Below are 19,845 nucleotides of genomic sequence, written 5' to 3' on the forward strand. Positions count from 1 at the left end.
AGTTTTCGTTTTACCTTTAGAAATCTCTTGAGTTTATTGTAAAAGAAAAAAGACTGTAGGCAAACTCGAAATTTATCGAGTTTGTCTACAGTCTGGAGGCAGAAGCAATTAATGCTTCTGCCTTTATTTATGAATAGGGGGCTGGAAAAGTTCTAATGTTATATTGTCAGGGTCTAGAAAATAACAAGTGTAACCACCTTTATTTCTACCTTCTTGAATAGAAACCGGGCTCGATCTAAATGTAACCCCATTTGCTTTTAAAAATTCATATGTGTTATGGATATCATCCGTTACGAGTGCTAAGTGAGCTGCACCGATATTCTTTGTTTGAATATCAATTTTTTCACTACTTGGACTATAATATTGGTTTAGTTCTAATAAATGACCTGAAACACCAACTAAGGTATCTCCCTTAATTTTCAACATAACTGCCTCTAAATCCGCATCTTCATAGCCAACAAATTTGCGCGTATATTCATTCGATTGTCTTTGTCTATGAACTACCTCAAAGTTTAATAGCTCTGTATAAAATTTTACCGATTTCTCTATATCGCTTACCGTGAATGCAGTATGCCAGTGTCCAATTATCAATCTATTCACTCCTCATATTATTTAGCTAATAATTCTGGTAAGAACAGTGTAATCTCAGGTACATATGTGATAATGCCTAGTAAAATTAATAACGCAATTAACATAGGCGTTAAATATTTGAATGTCGATTCAAATTTCACATTGGCCACTTTTGCACCGATAAATAGGTTTAATCCTAATGGCGGTGTTAATAATCCAATTGTTAAGTTGAAACATACAACCATACCGAAATGTAATGGATCGATACCTAATGGAACGACAATCGGTAAAAGGATTGGTATGAAAATTAAAATTGCTGCTACTGTTTCAATGAACATACCCACAACCAATAAGAACACGTTAATTAATAGTAAAACGACTATTGGGCTTGTTGTAAATTCAGAAATTGTATTCGCTACATATTGCGGGATTTGTTCGAGCGTTAACACTCGTCCAAAGAATGTTGCCGTCCCAACGAATATCATAACCGTACCAGATGTAATCGTCGTTCTTAAAAATACATCCATTAAATCGCTAAATTTTAATTCTTTATAGATAAATAAACTTACAATTAAGCTATATACTACAGCCAATACTGCCGCTTCTGTTGGCGTAACAATACCACCGTAAATACCACCTAAAATAATAACTGGAGTTAATAAAGCGAACTTTGCTTCATTAAGGGCTTTCCAAAAGCTTTTCTTTTCCTCATCTGTTTGAACATCTACAATGCCTTCTTTTTTACAAACAATATAGTTAATGATAATTAACGTAACGGCAATTAATAGCCCTGGGACAATCCCCGCGATAAACATATCGCTAATCGATACACCAGCCATAATTCCGTAAAAAATGAAAACAAGACTAGGAGGGATGATTGGCCCTAAAGCTCCCGCACTCGCTGATAAAGCAGCTGCATATGGCGCTTTATATCCACTCTTCAGCATGTGAGGAATCATAATACCCCCGATACTTGCCACTGTTGCGGCACCTGAACCAGAGATGGCTGCGAAAATTAAACTTGCAAGTATGGTAATTAAACCTAAGCTTCCTGTCCAAGATCCAACCATCGATTTAAAGAAATCAATCAGTCTTTTTGAGATACCACCTGTACTCATTAATTCACCTGCTAAAATAAAGAACGGTACTGCTAATAAGGCAAATGAATCATTGGATGTAAAGGTTGCTTGAATAAGAAAGGAAATAGGTATAGTCCCTTCAATTAAGACAACCGTTAATGCAGCGATAGCTAAAGAAATGGCAATCGGAACGTTTATAATTAAACAAACTACAAAAACTAAAGTTAAAATTAATAGAGTACTGCCCACTATACCTCACCTTCTTTTCTATTAGTTAGTGTTTGATAAATTTCAACGACAAATACTCGAATGGCCATTAAAAGATATCCAAGAGGAATACCCATATATACAAGACCCATAGGTAATTTTAAAGCCGCTGAATTTGTATTTTGACTCCATAAATCAAATGAATATTGGAAACCTAAATAAGCAATATAAAGACTAAATAGTAGCCATACAAAACTACCAATAAGGTTAATATATGGACGAATTTTTAACGGGATAATCGCATTTAAAGCTTCAACTCGTATATGTGCTTTTGAAATAACCGCATAACTTGCGCTAAGGAATACAAACCAGACAAATAAATATCTTGCTAATTCTTCTGCCCAAACGATAGAAGAATTAAAAACATATCTCCAAATAACCCCTGCAAACATAACTACAGTCATTACTATGAGAATGGCAAAACATGCGTAAGCTTCTATAGGGCGTTTTGTAATTTTTGCCATAGAAAATACCTCCTAGGGGATGTGGTATGATAGGGTAAAACAACAGGATACAATTCCAAGATTGCTCCTGCTGTTTTAAATTAAGTTAATTCAAAATCTATAACTATTTCATTTCACTTAGTAGTTTAATTGCTAAATCGTAATTTTCTTGACCGATTGCATCCATATTTTCTTCCGCAACTTTATTTGTTGCTTCTTTAAATATCTCGCGTTGTTCGTCAGATAATTCAACTACTTCAACACCTGCATCTTTGAAACCTTGGATTGCTTTAGACTCTGCATCTGTTACTAGATTTTTCGCTTCTTCAACGTAAGAATCAATTGTCTCATCTAAAGCAGTTTTTGTTTCTTCGTCTAATCCGTCATAAAGTTTTTTGTCTACAAGAATTCCGTGTAATAATAAAACGTGGTTTGTAGCTGTGAAATACTTATTAACTTCATAGAAACGGTCTCCGTAGATTAAAGGAGTTGTCGTTGATACGCCATCGATTGTTCCTTGTTGTAACCCTGTAAATACTTCACTATAAGCCATTGGAGTAGGGTTTGCTTGCATTGCTTTTAATGCACTTAAATGTAAATCTGCTGCAGAACTACGAATTTTTAAACCAGATAGGTCGCTTGGATCTTCTACTAATTTTTTACCATTTAAAAGGCTGTAGTATCCTAAGTCAATAAAGCCTAAAAGATATAAATTTGATTTATCAGCTACTTCTTTTTTCAGTAAATCACCATACTCGCCATTTAAAAATTCATAATATTGGTCGCGACTATCGAATAAGAAAGGTACATCGAAAAGGTTAAACGCTTTGATATCAAGTGAATTCGCAATACCATATGCAGATGATGTAGAAAGTTGGATCGTACCATTTTTCAGTAAATCTACTACCGATTCATCCGAAGTTGCTAAAGTACCACCATTGTAGATTTCAACTGCTACATTATCTGTTTTTTCTTCAATTGTTTTTTTGAAGTGTTCATATCCTAAATTTAAGAAGTTGTTGGCATCTACTTGATTAGCCATTTTAATTGTAAGCTTGTCGCCACTTGAACTCGCATTGGTATCTCCATCGCCCGTACTGTCAGATGAACATGCAGCTAGAAAAATTAATGATAAAGCCATTAATGAGAACACGATTTTTTTTAGGTTTTTTTTCATATAAGTTTCCTCCAATTTTTTAGAAATTCATTTTTGATTGACCACCATCAACATTGATGGTAGCGCCTACAATCCATGAAGCTTGTTCTGATGCTAAAAATACTGCTACATTTGCAATCTCTTCAGGTGTTCCAAATCTTTTAGCTGGTATTTGGGTATCCAAGAATGTTTCGATTTCAAGTTGTTTTTCTTTGCTTAATTTTTCCCAAACACTAGTTTCATGAATAATACTCCCAGGGGCTATACTGTTCACTCGTATCCCATACTGAATGACTTCTGAAGATAAGGCTTTGGTAAAACTAATTAATGCTGCCTTGGAATTGTTATAAGTAACTTTTCCTCCACTTTCTCTTCCGTAGATAGAGGAAATGTTAATAATACTTCCAGACTTTTGTTTCTTCATACTTTTAATTACTTGTTTAGAAAGATCTACAACTGAAAAATAATTCAGTTCGAAGGCTTCATAAAATTTTTCAATGGGCGTTTCTAGTATGTTGCTACCATTACTACCCCCAGCGTTATTTACAAGAATGTCGATATGTTCATGATCTAACAAATACTTATCAATTAAACCAGCGCGTTCATAAGAGTTGGTGATATCCGATTGGTAGATGGTGATGCTTCCCAAAAGTTCTTTTGCTTTGTTTAGGTATTCAATATCGCGACCGACAATCGAAACATTTGCTTTTTCCTCTACGAATCTTTTAGCAATTTCTAACCCAATCCCTTTTGAGCCACCAGTTATTAAAACATTCTTCTTTTCTAAATTTAAATCCATCTTTGTTCATTCACCTCCCTTAGATTGGCGCTTATCCGTAACCAATTGACCACCAATACTAAAGAGCTCTTGATTCAATTCGATTAATTCAATGCGAACGTCATCTTTTGAAACATCTAATACATTTGTAATTGCGGTGGTTACTTCTTCAACTAACTTTCTTTTAATATCCAATGATCTGCCTTCAACTAACTTAAGCTTTACATAGGGCATATTTCTAAACCTCCTAATTTATCTTCCTAGGAATCCACCATCGACCGGAAGAAGAATGCCATTTACATAGTTTGATTGGTCTGAAGATAAAAATAGTAAAGCGCCTGCTAATTCTTCTGGGTCACCAAAACGTCCGGCCGGAATTCTATCTAGTAGTGAGCGACTTCTCTCTGGATCTTCAAATATAAATTGATTTAAAGCAGTTGTATAATATCCCGGTGCGATCGCGTTCACATTCACTCCATCTTTTGCCCATTCATTAGATAAAGATTTTGTTAGTTGAGCGACTGCACCTTTACTTGCTGAATATGCTGATGCATTATATCCACCTTGTACTGAAAGAACTGATGCAATATTGACAATCTTCCCTCTGCCTTTTTTCTTCATTTCCGCATATGATAGACGGCTTAATTCAAAGATTGCCGTAACATTTACATCAATGATTTTTTGAAATTCTGCAATTGGTAGTTCAGTTGCAGGCATCGGTTTATGTATTCCTGCATTATTGACAAGAATATCAACCTCTCCATTTAAGTTTTGTAAAGCTAGATTGAAGACTTCAGGTATATTCTTTAGTTGGGATAAATCTGCTTGAACTGCAGATGCTTTGTACCCTATATTTTCTAAGTCCTTAACTGTGGTATGAACCTGGTCAGAATAATCAATGATGCAAACTTCCACACCGTTCTTACATAATCCATTTACTAAAGCTAAACCTAACCCTTGTGCACCTCCAGTTAAAATTGCTTTTTTACCTTGTAGACTCTGCACAAACATTCCTCCTTGAATTCGCTTTCATTAAAGAGCAGATTTTTGCATGAGCTCGATAATGTAATGATCTGGATCGTACATATAAATTGCTTTAGAGCCCTTATTAGCACCTGCTGTAATGTCGACTATTTGAGGAGAACGGAATTGAACGCCTTGTTCCTTCAAACTTTTATATAGTTGTTCGATTCCTTCGACTTGTATACAAATATGGCCAGAACCATAATCACAAGGTCTTACATTTCCTGCTAGTCGTTCAATACCTACATATTCCAACAACTCAATTTGGCTTCCACCTGGTATTTGAAGAAAAGCAATTTTAACTTCTTCTAAATCGCTGAAATTTACAATTCTTGAAATATACTCTTGCTTAGAAACTTGTTTCGATAACAACTCAAATCCTAATTTGTTTACATAAAAGTCTAAAGAAATCTCTAAATCCTTTACTGTGATGCCACTATGAATAAATCCAACAACTTTTCCTTCGTTCACTCTTCTTTCCTCCTTTTTAAGAGTTTTTTGTTCAAGCAGATATTTTCTTTTGTTAACGGTATTTTGCCTTAGCAGCGTAAATTTCTATAGATTCATAGTTGAAATGCTGTATCGTGATCCATAAAGAAATTTAGACAAAATATTCAGTTTCCGTTAGTCATCTTTATAAAAGCAAAAATCATGCCAACTTTTTTACGCTAAATTCTCCAATTTATTAATAAAAAGCGAGGAAAATGACATCAATTGATGCTATTTTTCATCATAAGTAAGTAAATATTAAAATTTTCGAGTAAATTATTAAGTTGGGAATATTACAGAAATTGTAATATTAGAATGTAATAGTGCATATTTGGCAATTAAAAAATGCCTTTTATAGTAATATTTTTTGAATATAAAAAAGACGCTACTTTAAAAGTAACGTCTAGCTAAATAATTATTTTGATTTTAATTCAACTACAACGATTTCTGGCAAATTAAAGATTCGGAAAGGGACTGTACTATTCCCTAATCCTCTACTCACTGCCATAGTCGTTTTATCTTCTTCATATAATCCAGCTGTATAGGTTGGTAAAAAGCCTTGTCCTGGCGCAATTAATCCACCAACAAAAGGTAACCTTACTTGTCCACCATGGGCATGTCCGGAAAATACTAAGTCCATCTCATTAACGACATACGTGTAAAACTTCTCTGGTCGATGTGCTAATAAAAGCTTAAGGAGACTAGGATCAGCTTCTGCCATAGCTGTATTTAACATCGTTTGCGTTTCATCACCATTTAGCGGATCTTCAATACCAATGATATTGATCTTGTCCCCACCGCGTTCGAGGATATGGGATGTATTTGGTAGTATGTGGACACCTATTTTTTGCATTGCATCATAAATTTCACTCACTTGGTTCGTCGCAACTTCATGATTACCAATGACATAATACACATCCGCTAGCTCAACAAATTGCTTAACTGCCGCCATGCTTTGTTGTAAATCATAGCGGTTACTATCAATCACATCGCCCGTTATAAAAATAACATCCGGGTTCGTAGCCTGTACCTTTTTTACGAGTTTATCTTGATTGTCACCAAAGACTGCATCATGTAAATCTGAGACTTGGGTGATACGAAAACCATCAAAGCTTTTTGGTACTTGATCCGATTTGTAAACATGCTCGGTTGTCACAATCCAATAATTATTAATATGTAAAAACAAATAAACCCCTATGATGAGGCAAAATATCGTTAATAATTTTTTCAAAATAGCTCGCTCGATTCATTAATAGGTTTAAGGGGAAAAATCCACACCTCCTCATATTATTCATATGCTACAAAACATTCAAGTAGAAGGTGTATAGAAGATTAATTTTATGTAATATGGGAGGTTTAACTTTTCACAAATGGGGATGGGGCTACTCAAAAAGTATTAAATTGCGCAACGCTTAGGAAGTCAACTAAAGTTAGAAAACGCGGCCTACCACTGTAAGCCGCGAACTAAATCATAAAAGATTTGTTAAATTTATTCTATGTGGGTAGACCTTACACAAAGCACTGAGACAAGTCGTAAAGACATGTACAACATGTCTTTACGGTTTGTGTGCTAAGTCCGCCCACTAAGAAATGCTTTTTAAAAAATAAAAGCAGAATTTTATTATTTCATCTATCTCTCTAATTGGGAAGCAGACCACTTATTAGATAATTATTATTTACTCGTTCGGAAATTAATTAAACACACTCATATAATAAAAAACTATCCACAACCGCGCACCCTTTTATCCACTTATCCGCAGTTCTCCACATCTTTATCCTCAACTGCGTCATTTGTCCACAAGCTAAATTTAAAAATCCTCCTGAAAACGCAAAAAAATTATCCACAATCAAAAAAACACCCACTCCTTTTAGAAAGTGAATGTTTTTGAATTGTGGATAACTACTCGAATTTTTTATCTTCTTCAACCTCTTTATCTGCTACCTGTAAGCTCTCACCTGCAAATAGAATTGGCTTTAATTCATCATCTCCTGAGCCCTTAGCTAATGGTACGCGTGCTCTGTATGCAGCTCGACAGATTAAATGACCTGCTACAGGAGCAGTAATGAAAACAAAGATAATACCTAAAACTAAACGAATACTCACATAACCATCATGGAACCAGAAATAAATAAAGGCTCCTAACAAACTAACAAGTACTGCTAATGTTGAACTTTTAGAGGCAGCATGTGATCTTGTATAAACATCAGGTAAACGGATTAACCCTAATGCACTAATAACACTAATAATGGATCCTAATAAAATTAAGAGAATAGCTGCCCACTCAAGAATCTCCTTTGCGCTCAACGATAACACCCCTTTCGATAAATTTCGAAAAGGCGATTGTTCCTATAAAAGATAAAATCCCTAAAATTAAAATCGCTTCTAAAAAGGCCTTTGTCTGTAACATGATTGAGATGATCGCTATGGCAGAAATTAAATTAACACCGATTGTATCAAGTGCAATGGCACGATCTGGCAATGTAGGACCCGCAATGACACGATATAAAAGGATCGCAATGGCAACCATAAATAATGTTAATGCGATTAATAAAATGGTTTCTTTCATTTATCGTGTCACCTCCAAAATTGCTTTTTCGAATTTCCCAATAGAACGTATAACCTCTTCTTTTGATTGTTCAATATCCATGGCATGAATATAAAAGACATTGCCTTCTTCCGATACTTCCATTACAACGGAACCTGGGGTAAGTGTTAATAATAATGCCAGCACTGTTATTTCCCAATCACCTTTTAAGTCTGTTTTGTATGTAAAAATACCAGGCGTAATTTTTAATTTAGGGGTTAGAATTTGTTTCATTACCGTTATACTCGAGTTGGCAATCTCTATTATAAATAACAAAATAAGGTAGATTACTTTCGATACACGTCTTAAATAAAAACGAGTTCCAAAGAAGCGATGCATAACGTATAAAATGCCAATACCGACTACAAACCCTGTAAAGAAGGTTGTAATTTGCGGTATCGGTTCATCAACTAATAAAAGCCACAATAAAGCAATGAATAAATTTAATAGAAATTGGCCAAACATCAAGCTCCCTCCTTTAAAATCGCATCAATGTAAATAGAAGGATTGACTAATGTATGAACCGCATCCTTTACGTAAACGGATAAGGTTTCGGCACCTACACCAATATAAATGATGCTAATGGCTAGTAAACAAAAAGAAACATACGCACCTTTCGGGATTGGCTTTCGATCTTCAAAACTAATCGTTGTTTCACCAAAGAAGGATGCCAAGAAAACGCGTAATAACGAATACAATACGATAATACTCGATGCAAATCCAATTGCTAATAAAACATATGCCCTTTCTTCTATCGCACCTTGCCCAATTAAAATTTTCCCTACAAATCCACTTAGTGGAGGAATCCCTGCTAACGCTAACATCATGATGAAATAAATCCAACCAAACAACGGATAGTTTCGAATTAAACCACTCATATTTTTTACAACCGTTTCCCCAGTTAAATAAATCATCATCCCAATTAATAGAAATAACAATGCTTTAGCCACCATGTCATGCATTAAATAGTACACAGCACCTGTTAAAGCAGATTCTGTTCCGACCGCTAAACCGATTAAGATAAACCCGACGCCGATAATGACGTTATATGTTGCAATCGTATAGACATCCCTACCCGATAATGCGCCCATACATCCAGCGATTATTGTTGCTCCTGCCATTATGCCAATAATTGTATGGGTAATCCCTTGATCTAAGGGGAACATTAATGTAAATGTACGTATTAGGGCGTAAATCCCCACTTTTGTTAATAGGGCCGCAAATAAAGCCTGTATAGCGGCAGGTGGAACACTATATGAACCTGGTAACCAAAAGAATAATAGTAAACCAGCTTTTAAACTAAATACGAGTAAAAGTAAAATAGCTACTGTTGTCAGCAAAGGATCTTGTCCAACTTCGGCAACTCGCTCAGCAATATGCGCCATATTTAATGTTTTTAACGTTCCATACAAATAAGCTAATGCCACAAGGAACATCCACGACGCGACAACGTTAATTAAGACATATTTTAAGGACTCACGTAACTGCCCTATCTCTCCTCCAAGTGCCACTAATACATACGAGGCCAATAACATCACTTCAAAACAAACAAACAAATTAAAAATATCACCCGTTAAGAAGGACCCATTTACACCTGCAATTAAAAATAAGACAAAAGGATAAAAGAACATCTTTTCGTGTCTGTTTCCAATTGTAGAAAATGCATAAATTAAACAAATGGTTGTCACGATGCTAGCCGTGAAAACAAGTAATAGTGCAAAGGAATCAGCAACAAATAAAATACCAAAAGGTGGTAACCACCCACTAAAATCTAACCTTATAATCCCTTCTGCTTGTACAATATTTAGCAAAATCAACGTGATACTACTTACCGCAATCATCGTCAATAAACTAATAATACGTTGTAGCATAATAGACTCTCGCAAAAATACGAGAAGAACAGCTGTGATAATGGGAATTATAAGAGGTAGTACGATTAAGTTATTCATCTGACATTCCCCTCAATTCATGAAAATCAGCTGAACCATTCGTTTTATACGTCCGATACGCTAACACGAGAAGAAATGCCGTAGTCGCAAAGCTAATAACGATTGCCGTTAAAATTAAGGCTTGTGGCAATGCATCGGTATACGGTCCATCTGATTGACTTAATAATGGGACGCCCCCTTTTTTTAATCCACCTACAGTTAAAATCAATAAATGCACTGCATGTGATAAGATGGCCGTCCCTAAAATGATGCGAATCATTTGTCTAGAGAGGATTAAATAGGTTCCAACTGAAACAAGAATGCCTACTAATATAATCATTAACGATTCCATACTATTCATCCTCACTTATACTTAAAATGATAGTTACAAGTGTACCAATGACTGTTAATGCCACACCCGCTTCAAATATCGTAACAGTTGATAAATGCTTTTCACCAAGAATCGGTATATTAAAATATCCATCTGTTTGTGTTAAAAAAGGTGCGTTAAAATATAATGACCCAATTGCTGACCCTGTAGCTAGCAACACACCTAAAGCTGCTACTTTTTTAAAGTCAAATGGCATTTTACTTTGGATCGTTTCAAGATCGTACGTAATATAAAGCAGGACGATTCCAGAGCCTAAAACGAGCCCCCCTATAAATCCTCCACCTGGTGCATTATGACCTGAAAAGAATAAATAAACGCCTAGAGTCAAAATAATAAAGACAACACCTTTTACTACTGTACGTAAAATCACATCATTAATTTTCAATGTCTGCATCCCCCTTTTTCGCTTTTAGCTTAATGAGCGCATATACGCCTAAGCCTGCAATAAAGAGAACGACTACTTCTAACATTGTATCGAATGCACGGAAATCCCCTAAAATGGTATTCACTATATTTTTTCCGCCTGCTAGATTATACGCATCTTCAAAATAAGTTGAAATGGATTCAAATTTATCGTAATTCATTACAGCTAACCCTATTACAGATACTGTTGCGCCGACAAGAAGTGAAATAACCCCATTTGTAAACTTCACGCGTTTAGTGGATTTCTCTGGTTTTAAATCAGGTAAATATTTAAAGCACAGTAAAAACAGTGCCGTTGTTACGGATTCGACAACGAGTTGTGTTAAAGCTAAATCTGGTGCGCGGAAAACCACGAAGAAAAAGGCAACAGAAAAGCCAAGTACACCATTTAGTAAAACCGTTGTAATACGTGAGTTTGAAAATAGGATGGCAATAGCAGCGAAAATCATAACAAAAACTAGGATTAACTCAAAGCTTTCAACAGCCGCATTATTCTTCGTATTCCACTCAAAGGAATCCGTCATAAAAAATACGCCCGCCGCAATGATTACAAATGCCATATATATATAAATAAAGTAATGCGTTAAAGAACCAGTCATATATCGTTTTGTTGCACGTTCTGAAAAATTCTCCCCAAAACCGATCACTCGTTCATACAAAACATTAAAAGATAATTTTTGAGGGAAGATTCGATAAATTGGTTTCCAACGTTTTAAAAGGAAATACAATGTAACACCAATCAAAACGACACCAATCGTCATATAAAGCTCTGTATTTAAGCCATGCCAAGCAGAAATATGTGGCGTCATTTCTTCTGTAGAAGGGAATGTGGGATAAATACTCGCCATTGCCGGTTGTAAAATATAATGTCCTAATAGATTCGGGAAGAAGAAAATGCCCACTACAAATCCGATTAGAATGAATGGAGATATTAACATGCCAATAGGCGCTTCATGTGGATTTTTTTCTAAAATGTCCGGACTAATTTTCCCAAAGAATGTTTGCCCGACGATAATTAAGCAGTAAACAAATGTAAATATACTTGCAACCCAAGCAACTACTGGAATGAGGACACCCATGCTATCAAGTGAAAAAATATCTAATTCCGTTATTTTTAATGTGGCAGTAAAAAACATTTCCTTACTTAAAAATCCATTGAACGGCGGTAATCCAGCCATTGAAAAACTACCAATTAAAGCTACTGTAAAAGTTAGAGGTAATATTCGGATTAAACCACCTAACCGTCTGATATCACGAGTTCCAATTTCATGGTCAACAATTCCGACCATCATGAATAAAGCACCCTTAAATGTAGAATGGTTGACTAAATGGAAAATCGCCGCGAATGCAGCTTGCGTATAAATAACCGTTTCACTGCTATAGCCTAAATGGATAGCAACAGATCCCAATCCTAATAGACTCATAATAAGACCTAGCTGACTTACTGTTGAGAAGGCAAGCAATGCTTTTAAATCCACTTGCTTTACTGCATTAAATGAACCCCAAAACAACGTAATTAATCCAACACCTGTGACTGCCCAGAACCAGACGATTTCCCCGCCGAATACTGGTGTGAAACGAGCTACTAAATAAATTCCCGCTTTCACCATTGTGGCAGAGTGTAAATAGGCACTAACTGGTGTTGGCGCTTCCATTGCATCTGGAAGCCAAATATGAAATGGAAATTGTGCCGACTTTGTAAATGCCCCTAATAATACTAAAATAAGCGCGGGTACAAACAATGTATGGTCACTAATACGATCGATGTTTGCAATAATTTCTCGTATACTAAATGTTCCAGACATGACGTACAACATTAAAAAGCCGACTAACATAGCTACGCCGCCTGATACTGTAATGGTCATGGATTTTCTTGCACCAGCTCGAGATGCTTTACGATGGTGCCAAAAGGCGATTAACAGGAACGATGAAACACTTGTTAACTCCCAAAATGCATATAACACCATTAAGTGATCTGAAAATACTACGCCTAACATTGCTCCCATGAACAATAGTAAGTAGCAATAAAAATGGTGTAAGGATTCTTTCTTTGATAAATAAAAAATGGAGTATAAAATTACTAAACTTCCGACACCTGTAATAAGTAAGCTAAATATTAAGCTTAAACCGTCTATGTATGTCGTGAAATTTATGTTGAATGAGGGAATCCACTCGTATGTATTCGAAAGCGTTTGGCCACTTGAAACACGAGGGATATATGTAGTAAGCAAAAGGAATAAACTTACGGGAATTACTAAAACGAACCAACCAATCAATCTTTTAGACAATTGCCTATAGAAGATGGGAATAAAAGCTGCCATAATAAACGGTATTAGTATAATGGCAATATCAACTGTCACAAGGTAAAACCTCCTATTCTAAGCTCCATTTTGCAAAAAGTCAGAAATAACCCAATCTACTTGACTTAAGAAAATGAGGTCTTCATAATATAGTGTCATATAGATACTAAAAGTGATGTAAATATATTGCAAATATGTAAATATATTTTACAATCTACTAAAAATATATTATTTATTACAAATAAAAGTATACAATAATAATGTCGCTTATGCACTTATTTCGCATTTACATTTACTTATTAAAACGCTTTTTTTCTAACCGTTGCTGTTTATTTTTTGATTTCGAACTAAATTTAAGAGGAGCAAACTACAATGAATCATGTTAAAAGAATGGATGAGAGTATTTTAGTTTGTGTATATTATGGACTCAATGGTGAACGTCTTATTCGTCGCGGACATAAGCTAGCTACTTTATTAGACTGCCCCCTCTATATTTTAACTGTTGATCCAAAACCACTTGATGCATTTGATGCTGAAAAATCAGGTTACATTGAAAGATGGACTCAGTTAGCAGAGGAGCTTCAAGTTGAAAAATTTATCATTCAAGATAATGAAAAACGTCCAATCCAAAAAGTTGTTTCAGATGTTGCGAAACACTACAATATTACCCAAATCATCGTTGGACAAAGTGCTCAAAGTCGATGGGAAGAAATAACAAAGGGATCTTTCTTAAATGTATTATTGAAGGAAGTTCCATTTGTAGATTTCCACATTGTCGCTGTAAAACGTCCGATTGAAGATGAAGCATATGGGATTTTTGAAAAAGGGGTCCGCGCATATGTTATTCGAGATGATGAAAACTATAAAATCGTATTTACATGTCCGAAATTCGAATATTTAGAAGGAATATTTTTCAAAGAAATTGGGACAGACTTTGATAATGGCATTTTTAAATTTTCGTACAATAACAAAATGAATGAAGTAGCGATTAAAGAGGGCTTTGTTAGCAACACCCATCTAGTCCACTCGCTTTTAACCCATGCCTAATTAAAAGTGAATAGAGTTAACGTAAAACTGTTTTTCGGCTGCATGAAAAACAGTTTTTTCTTTTGCATACTAATTATTCTTTTGTTCATGCTAACAATGGATGAAGGGAGAATAGCATTATGCAAAATTTTACTGAAATTCACTTTTTTGAAATGATTTTACGTACAACAATTGCTTTTATTGCTATATTAATTTTAGCAAGAGTAATAGGGAAAAAACAAATCAGCCAATTTACTTTCTTTCATTACGCTACGGGTATTACATTTGGATCCATTGCTGCTGAAATTTCCTCAAAAGCTGATGGTGCTTATTGGGATGGTATTACGGGTCTCGTATGGTGGACGGTACTAACTATGTTTGTAAGTTATATAACATTACGTTCAAAAAAAATACGTGTGTTAATTGATGATAAACCAATGATTCTTATAAAAAATGGGGTCATCATGGATACTGCATTAAAGAAGTCTAGACTCCATGAGGATGAATTAACGATGCTTTTACGAGAACAAAGCATTTTCTCACTAGATGAAGTTCATTATGCTATTTTTGAAACCAATGGTGAATTAAGTGTCCTAAAGAAGCCTGCCTACAGCTCTGCAACTAAAGAAGATGCAAAAGCAGATGTGTCGATTCCACCGTATGTTCCAACCGAAATTATTTCAAATGGAAAAATCATATCCGAGAGCTTAAAAGAAGTGGGTCTAACAGAGGAATGGGTAATGACAAAACTTCGGAAGAAAAAAGTACAAAAGCTTGAAGACGTTTACTTTGCACAAGTACTTGAAAATGGCTCCCTTTATATTAGTCTACGAAACGATGGTGGTAAAACTAGTAACTAGTTTTACCACTAGTCTTATTCAGTCCACTTTCATAATATCGATTGGCGTTACAATGCCTAGTAACTTTTGATGGGGTTTCCCATGCTCCGTAATTAACAACGCTTCAAAACGTTTTCCACGTTCCACCCCTTGTTTAAATATTTCCTCTGCATCGTAAATTGTTATGTATCTACTAATAAACTTATAATTTACCCGATTTTTCTCATGATGCAAAATATCATGTAATGTCGGCATAGTAATAGATGCATGACTCCCCGCTATTGTAGTTGCTAACCAGTTGGTAATCCCTACTGTCGTCACGAGTCCTCTAAAATGAGGCCCTTCAAATACAGGAAATTGAGTAAACTTTTTTTGACGGATAATATTCAATGCGTATTTTAACGAATCTGTCGTTTGAAGGGATAGTACCTTCTTTTGAAAAACTTGTCCCACTAACTTCGGCTTTGCCAACGTATGATCGATATGTTCAATTCGATTCACAATCTTTGAATGTGGTTCTGCAATGACAAATTCCATTGAAGTCCGATGATGAACAATCGCATTTCGTAAATCGGCAAATGAACGCAAATCATCTTCATATTTTCGAACTAGTGCATTTTTCTTTTTTCCTTGGTCTACTAACCGATAAAAAGGCTGAAAATCCTTAGCGCCTACAATGTCACGTAATGTATGATTTATACGGTTAAATGCAATTAAGAAACGGTCTGAATTTCTTAACGCCGTCGTCATTTGCTATCCTCCCCTTCCTATTTACTAAAAATTATTACTAATACCATTATATTCCACAAAAAAACCAAATTAAAGAGCCTATCACTAATGCGACAGACTCTTATTTCTTATATTTTTGTTGTGGAGGCATTTCGTTTACTCATCACAATGCCAATTATTATAAATAGAACAATTAAACCAATGGATAAACCTAGTGTAATAACGAAATCCGTTTTGTCGTAGTAATCACTTAATAAGGCAAGTGCGAAATTCGCTAACTTCCATGGTGATACTGACCAAAAGCTTCCGATAAAACTATCGATAATCAACCCTACTAACACTAAAATAATCGTAATTGTCGCTGCTACAACTGTTTTAAAGGATGCACTCATTGCCAATGTAATTGCCATGACAAGACAAATCCAGATGATGTACGTCCCTACCATCGCAAAAAATCGATCCCATTCTACCGTGCCATACAATATGATCGTATAATACGTGCTTGCTGCATACCCTGCAACTATACTGACAATTGCAACAAGTACCGCTACAACCCATTTACTTAAAAATAAAGACACATAAGAAATTGGGCGAACATATAAAAGTGTCGCCGTTCCGTTTTGGCGCTCTCTACTAACTGAACCTACAAAAGCTGTTATTAATACAATTAACCCAACTGATTGAAATTGACCTGTAGATGCAGCAAGAATATCTGCTGGGGTAAACTCTGGCATGACCATCTCAAACCCTTCAGGCATTCCTCCCACTGCTTTTAAAATATCCATCATGAAATAATTTAATAATGGATCACTTACACCTAACAAAATAAATACGAGTGGGATCCAAAGAAGTTTAAAGCTACGCCAGCTTTCCCGTAACTCTTTTTGTACCAATACGCTAAACTGACTCATGATCTAAGGCCACCTTCATAAATATATCTTCTAAACTTGCCGTCACTCTTTCTACTTTTTCTACTGTAAATGGACTGTTGGCAAGGTGATTTAATAGTTGTTGCATAGTTGGTTGATCCAAAACAATATCCACAAACACTACTGAGCCTTCTGTAGTTGCCGGTAGCTCGGATTGGCTCGTAAATTGTAGTGCCTCAGATGGAGAACTAAACTGGATTTTGATACGTGGCTCATCAAATCGAGTGCGTACCTCTTTTAATGAGCCTCTTTCTACTAACTTTCCACCTCTTAAAAATAAAAGCTGATCCGTCATTTCTTCAGCATCATTTAAAATATGTGTGGAATAAAGAATCGTCGTTTCATTCTGAATTTCTTTCAGTAAGTTCATTATTTCTCTACGCCCAACTGGATCTAAAGCAGAAACAGGTTCATCTAATAAAAGCAGTTTAGGTTGATGAACAAGCGCTTGTGCAATTCCAAGTCGTTGTTTCATTCCACCCGAAAAAGTTGCTGTTTTTTTATGAAGTGCTGCCCCAAGACCTACGTATTCGAGTATTTTTTGCGATTGCATTCTTGCCTTTTTAACTTCCACTCCACTTAACTTCGCGGTCATTTCAGTATACTCAAGTGCAGTTAACCAAGAGTAAAATTGTGGGTATTGCGGTAAAAACCCAATTACCCTACGTATATCGTTTATCCCTTCCATCGATATACTGCCTGAAGTTTGTTTCAATAGTCCTGTTAACATCGATAAAGTCGTTGTTTTTCCAGCACCATTTGGACCAATTAAGGCTGTAGATGTATGCTCTTCTATTGAAAAGGAAAGATTGTCAACAACCGTCTGCGTACCGAAAGATTTCGTTAAGCTTGTTACTGTCAAAAGCGTCATGATTGTTTTCTCCCTGCAATGAAGTACACAATGGAACCAAGTAGATTACCAAAGATAATAACTATTACCCATAGCCATTTCGGACCGTTTGTTGCATGTATTTTAGATAAATCAATTAGTGCAATAATCATTAAAATGAGTTGAACAATAAATAATGGAGCTATTAATGCCCATGGTATAGATTGTAATTCTCCCATTTTTCTCCCCCCTAATACCTAATACGATTACTTCTAGTTTTAGTATAAGAGTCCATTAAAAAACCGACAACGTATTTATAGTTGTCGGTAGTTAAAATTTATAACCAGTGGTTGATTTGTTCGTAATGTGGCAATGCCGTCAAAGCACCAGCCTTGGTAGCAGCGAATGCTCCTAATTTATTGCCAAAGCTTACACAATAAATTAATTCCTCTTTCGTCGTTGGTAGACCATTGAAATGAACATAACGTAGAACTCCTGCCATAAAGGCATCCCCTGCACCAGTTGTGTCTACTGCCTCTACTTTATCTGTTGCCACGTGGAATATTTCCCCATTGAGCACTGCATACGCGCCATCCGCACCTACTGTTATTAAGACAATTGGCACTAAATATTGACTTAACTCTTTTAGTCCATCTTGTAAATTATCTGTTTTTGTAAGAAAATACAGTTCTTCATCTGTAAGTTTTAAAATGTGTGCATCTTCAAAAAAGGAAATAATGGTTTCGCGGCATATTTCCTCACTGCTCCATCGTAAAGGGCGAATATTCGCATCAATTGCAATAACTGCTCCCTGTTCTTTTGCCATATCCACTGCAGTTCGTGTAGTCGCTAAAGCGGTTGGATGAAACATTGTACCAGAGCAAACATTGAGAATAGATGCTTTTTTAAAAGCTTCTTCATTTAATTGATTCGGCTCTACTTGAAGATCCGGAGTTTCATCAACGTAATCTTTAAAAATACGCTCGCTATCTTCTGTGAGATGCACATAAACGCCACTTACTCTTTTTTCTGGAACGATTACTGCATAATCCATGTTTACGCCTTCTTTTGCAAGCTCCTCACGAACAAATTGTGATGTATCATCATCACCCGTGATGGTTACTAATGCAGAAGGTGCCCCAATGCGACTAATTCCTGCTGCAACATTTACCGTTGCTCCACCTAAATAGGTTGTAAATGATGTATTCGTTTTATCATTCGCTATATAATCAACAAAAGCATCACCATATACTAAAACAAAATCTTTATTTGGCTCACTCATGAGTTGTCAGACCTCCGAATATGTACTTTTTTTAGATTAACATAAAATTAACACGTTCTTAAAGATTTCTACTATTCAGACAGGGGGAAAGGTCATATTTTCCTTCAACATTTTGATATAATTCATTCAAAGGAGGAAATTATATGACTATTTTCATTAGACAAGCTGCTCTAAGTGATGCAAAACAAGTTGCACCCCTTATATATGAGGCAATCGGTGAAATTGCTAACCGTCTAACCGGAGAAAGTAATTATTCTAATATCATAAATGAACTTGAGGTTCTTTTTAAACGCACTGACAACCGACATTCTTATTTAAATACATACGTGGCTGAGGATGATCAAACAAAGGATATTTTAGGAATTATCGTCCTGTATAGTGGTAAGGATGCCGCAAAATTAGATAATTCATTACAACAATGGCTTATAAACAAAAATGCTTCTATTATAACTATTGACGTTGAAGCACATCCTGACGAGTTTTATGTAGATACAATTTGTGTTCACGAAAAAGCACGTGGAGAAGGTTTAGGCACAAAATTGCTCGCATTTGCTGAAACAATTGCACTAAAAAATGGCTTTACTAAACTCTCTTTAAACGTCGAACTAGAAAAAGTAAAAGCTCGCCATCTGTATGAACGAGTCGGCTTTGTCGTAACAGAACCTTGGACAATTATGAACGAACCCTTTCACCATATGGTAAAACAAATAGGAAAGTGAAAGGCGCTCGCTCGTCTCGAAAAGAGTCGTTAGAAACAAAAATAAGGCTAGGCAGGTCAA

Annotated in this window: 24 protein-coding genes; 3 read left to right on the top strand and 21 right to left on the bottom strand. The window is 35.6% G+C overall.

The features are described 5' to 3' along the window. Positions 1-123: 123 nt before the first annotated feature. The 16 genes from EK386_RS17735 to EK386_RS17810 all read right to left on the bottom strand — a co-directional run bounded on the left by EK386_RS17735 (position 124) and on the right by EK386_RS17810 (position 13,492). On the bottom strand, positions 124-591 hold the full coding sequence (locus EK386_RS17735) for a VOC family protein (RefSeq protein WP_158674467.1): 468 nt from the start codon (positions 589-591) through the stop codon (positions 124-126). Between the two features lie 17 nt (positions 592-608). Then, entirely contained in the window at positions 609-1,898 is a 1,290-nt protein-coding gene (locus EK386_RS17740; protein WP_126660517.1) for a TRAP transporter large permease, read from the bottom strand. Beyond that, positions 1,898-2,380, bottom strand: a complete 483-nt coding sequence (locus EK386_RS17745) for a TRAP transporter small permease (protein ID WP_126660518.1) — start codon at positions 2,378-2,380, stop codon at positions 1,898-1,900. The genes EK386_RS17740 and EK386_RS17745 overlap by 1 nt, the downstream gene beginning before the upstream one ends. 103 nt (positions 2,381-2,483) lie before the next feature. Beyond that, entirely contained in the window at positions 2,484-3,536 is a 1,053-nt protein-coding gene (locus EK386_RS17750; RefSeq protein WP_126660519.1) for a TRAP transporter substrate-binding protein, read from the bottom strand. A 19-nt stretch (positions 3,537-3,555) separates the two neighbouring features. Continuing rightward, a complete protein-coding gene (locus EK386_RS17755; RefSeq protein WP_126660520.1) occupies positions 3,556-4,314 on the bottom strand; it encodes an SDR family NAD(P)-dependent oxidoreductase in 759 nt (252 codons plus the stop codon). A gap of 6 nt (positions 4,315-4,320) precedes the next feature. Next, positions 4,321-4,545, bottom strand: coding sequence for a tautomerase family protein (locus EK386_RS17760; protein WP_305067687.1), 225 nt, complete (start codon positions 4,543-4,545; stop codon positions 4,321-4,323). Continuing rightward, positions 4,546-5,298 carry a glucose 1-dehydrogenase gene (locus EK386_RS17765; RefSeq protein ID WP_126660522.1) on the bottom strand — a complete coding sequence of 251 codons (753 nt, stop codon included), beginning with the start codon at positions 5,296-5,298 and terminating at the stop codon, positions 4,546-4,548. A 27-nt stretch (positions 5,299-5,325) separates the two neighbouring features. Further along, complete coding sequence (locus EK386_RS17770) at positions 5,326-5,787, bottom strand: VOC family protein (RefSeq protein WP_158674468.1); 462 nt, start codon at positions 5,785-5,787, stop codon at positions 5,326-5,328. 433 nt (positions 5,788-6,220) lie between these two features. Further along, complete coding sequence (locus EK386_RS17775; RefSeq protein WP_126660524.1) at positions 6,221-7,036, bottom strand: metallophosphoesterase; 816 nt, start codon at positions 7,034-7,036, stop codon at positions 6,221-6,223. Between the two features lie 669 nt (positions 7,037-7,705). Further along, positions 7,706-8,110: a Na+/H+ antiporter subunit G gene (locus EK386_RS17780; RefSeq protein ID WP_126660525.1), complete on the bottom strand. Its 405-nt coding sequence runs from the start codon at positions 8,108-8,110 to the stop codon at positions 7,706-7,708. Then, a complete protein-coding gene (locus tag EK386_RS17785) occupies positions 8,088-8,372 on the bottom strand; it encodes a Na(+)/H(+) antiporter subunit F1 (RefSeq protein ID WP_126660526.1) in 285 nt (94 codons plus the stop codon). The genes EK386_RS17780 and EK386_RS17785 overlap by 23 nt, the downstream gene beginning before the upstream one ends. Further along, the gene (locus EK386_RS17790) at positions 8,373-8,855 is read right to left on the bottom strand and encodes a Na+/H+ antiporter subunit E (protein WP_126660527.1); all 483 of its coding nucleotides are present in this window, start codon (positions 8,853-8,855) and stop codon (positions 8,373-8,375) included. Next, the gene (locus tag EK386_RS17795; RefSeq protein ID WP_126660528.1) at positions 8,855-10,339 is read right to left on the bottom strand and encodes a Na+/H+ antiporter subunit D; all 1,485 of its coding nucleotides are present in this window, start codon (positions 10,337-10,339) and stop codon (positions 8,855-8,857) included. The genes EK386_RS17790 and EK386_RS17795 overlap by 1 nt, the downstream gene beginning before the upstream one ends. Beyond that, entirely contained in the window at positions 10,332-10,670 is a 339-nt protein-coding gene (locus EK386_RS17800) for a Na(+)/H(+) antiporter subunit C (protein WP_126660529.1), read from the bottom strand. Before EK386_RS17800 ends, EK386_RS17795 begins: the two co-directional genes overlap by 8 nt. Position 10,671: 1 nt before the next feature. Next, positions 10,672-11,094, bottom strand: a complete 423-nt coding sequence (locus EK386_RS17805) for a Na(+)/H(+) antiporter subunit B (protein ID WP_126660530.1) — start codon at positions 11,092-11,094, stop codon at positions 10,672-10,674. Beyond that, on the bottom strand, positions 11,084-13,492 hold the full coding sequence (locus tag EK386_RS17810; protein ID WP_126660531.1) for a Na+/H+ antiporter subunit A: 2,409 nt from the start codon (positions 13,490-13,492) through the stop codon (positions 11,084-11,086). Before EK386_RS17810 ends, EK386_RS17805 begins: the two co-directional genes overlap by 11 nt. Before the next feature lie 312 nt (positions 13,493-13,804). Here EK386_RS17810 and EK386_RS17815 point away from each other — a divergent pair, with 312 nt between their 5' ends. Further along, complete coding sequence (locus EK386_RS17815) at positions 13,805-14,479, top strand: adenine nucleotide alpha hydrolase family protein (protein WP_126660532.1); 675 nt, start codon at positions 13,805-13,807, stop codon at positions 14,477-14,479. A 119-nt stretch (positions 14,480-14,598) separates the two neighbouring features. Continuing rightward, on the top strand, positions 14,599-15,318 hold the full coding sequence (locus tag EK386_RS17820) for a YetF domain-containing protein (protein WP_179966061.1): 720 nt from the start codon (positions 14,599-14,601) through the stop codon (positions 15,316-15,318). An 18-nt stretch (positions 15,319-15,336) separates the two neighbouring features. Here EK386_RS17820 and EK386_RS17825 read toward each other — a convergent pair whose 3' ends face one another. From EK386_RS17825 to EK386_RS17845, 5 genes are all read right to left on the bottom strand, one after another. Then, the gene (locus tag EK386_RS17825; protein WP_126660533.1) at positions 15,337-16,047 is read right to left on the bottom strand and encodes a CBS domain-containing protein; all 711 of its coding nucleotides are present in this window, start codon (positions 16,045-16,047) and stop codon (positions 15,337-15,339) included. Positions 16,048-16,154: 107 nt separating this feature from the next. Next, positions 16,155-16,937: an ABC transporter permease gene (locus EK386_RS17830; protein ID WP_126660534.1), complete on the bottom strand. Its 783-nt coding sequence runs from the start codon at positions 16,935-16,937 to the stop codon at positions 16,155-16,157. Next, positions 16,924-17,826 (bottom strand): ABC transporter ATP-binding protein, encoded by a 903-nt coding sequence (locus EK386_RS17835; protein ID WP_126660535.1) that lies wholly within the window; start codon positions 17,824-17,826, stop codon positions 16,924-16,926. The genes EK386_RS17830 and EK386_RS17835 overlap by 14 nt, the downstream gene beginning before the upstream one ends. Continuing rightward, on the bottom strand, positions 17,823-18,023 hold the full coding sequence (locus tag EK386_RS17840; RefSeq protein ID WP_126660536.1) for a PLDc N-terminal domain-containing protein: 201 nt from the start codon (positions 18,021-18,023) through the stop codon (positions 17,823-17,825). The genes EK386_RS17835 and EK386_RS17840 overlap by 4 nt, the downstream gene beginning before the upstream one ends. 98 nt (positions 18,024-18,121) lie before the next feature. Beyond that, positions 18,122-19,066 carry a carbohydrate kinase family protein gene (locus EK386_RS17845; protein ID WP_126660537.1) on the bottom strand — a complete coding sequence of 315 codons (945 nt, stop codon included), beginning with the start codon at positions 19,064-19,066 and terminating at the stop codon, positions 18,122-18,124. Positions 19,067-19,209: 143 nt separating this feature from the next. On the opposite strand from EK386_RS17845, the gene EK386_RS17850 reads away from it, so the two are divergent. Further along, the gene (locus EK386_RS17850; protein WP_126660538.1) at positions 19,210-19,785 is read left to right on the top strand and encodes a GNAT family N-acetyltransferase; all 576 of its coding nucleotides are present in this window, start codon (positions 19,210-19,212) and stop codon (positions 19,783-19,785) included. The last annotated feature ends 60 nt before the right edge of the window (positions 19,786-19,845 follow it).

It is taken from the genome of Lysinibacillus antri (assembly GCF_003977595.1).
Classification (GTDB): Bacteria; Bacillota; Bacilli; order Bacillales_A; family Planococcaceae; genus Ureibacillus; species Ureibacillus antri.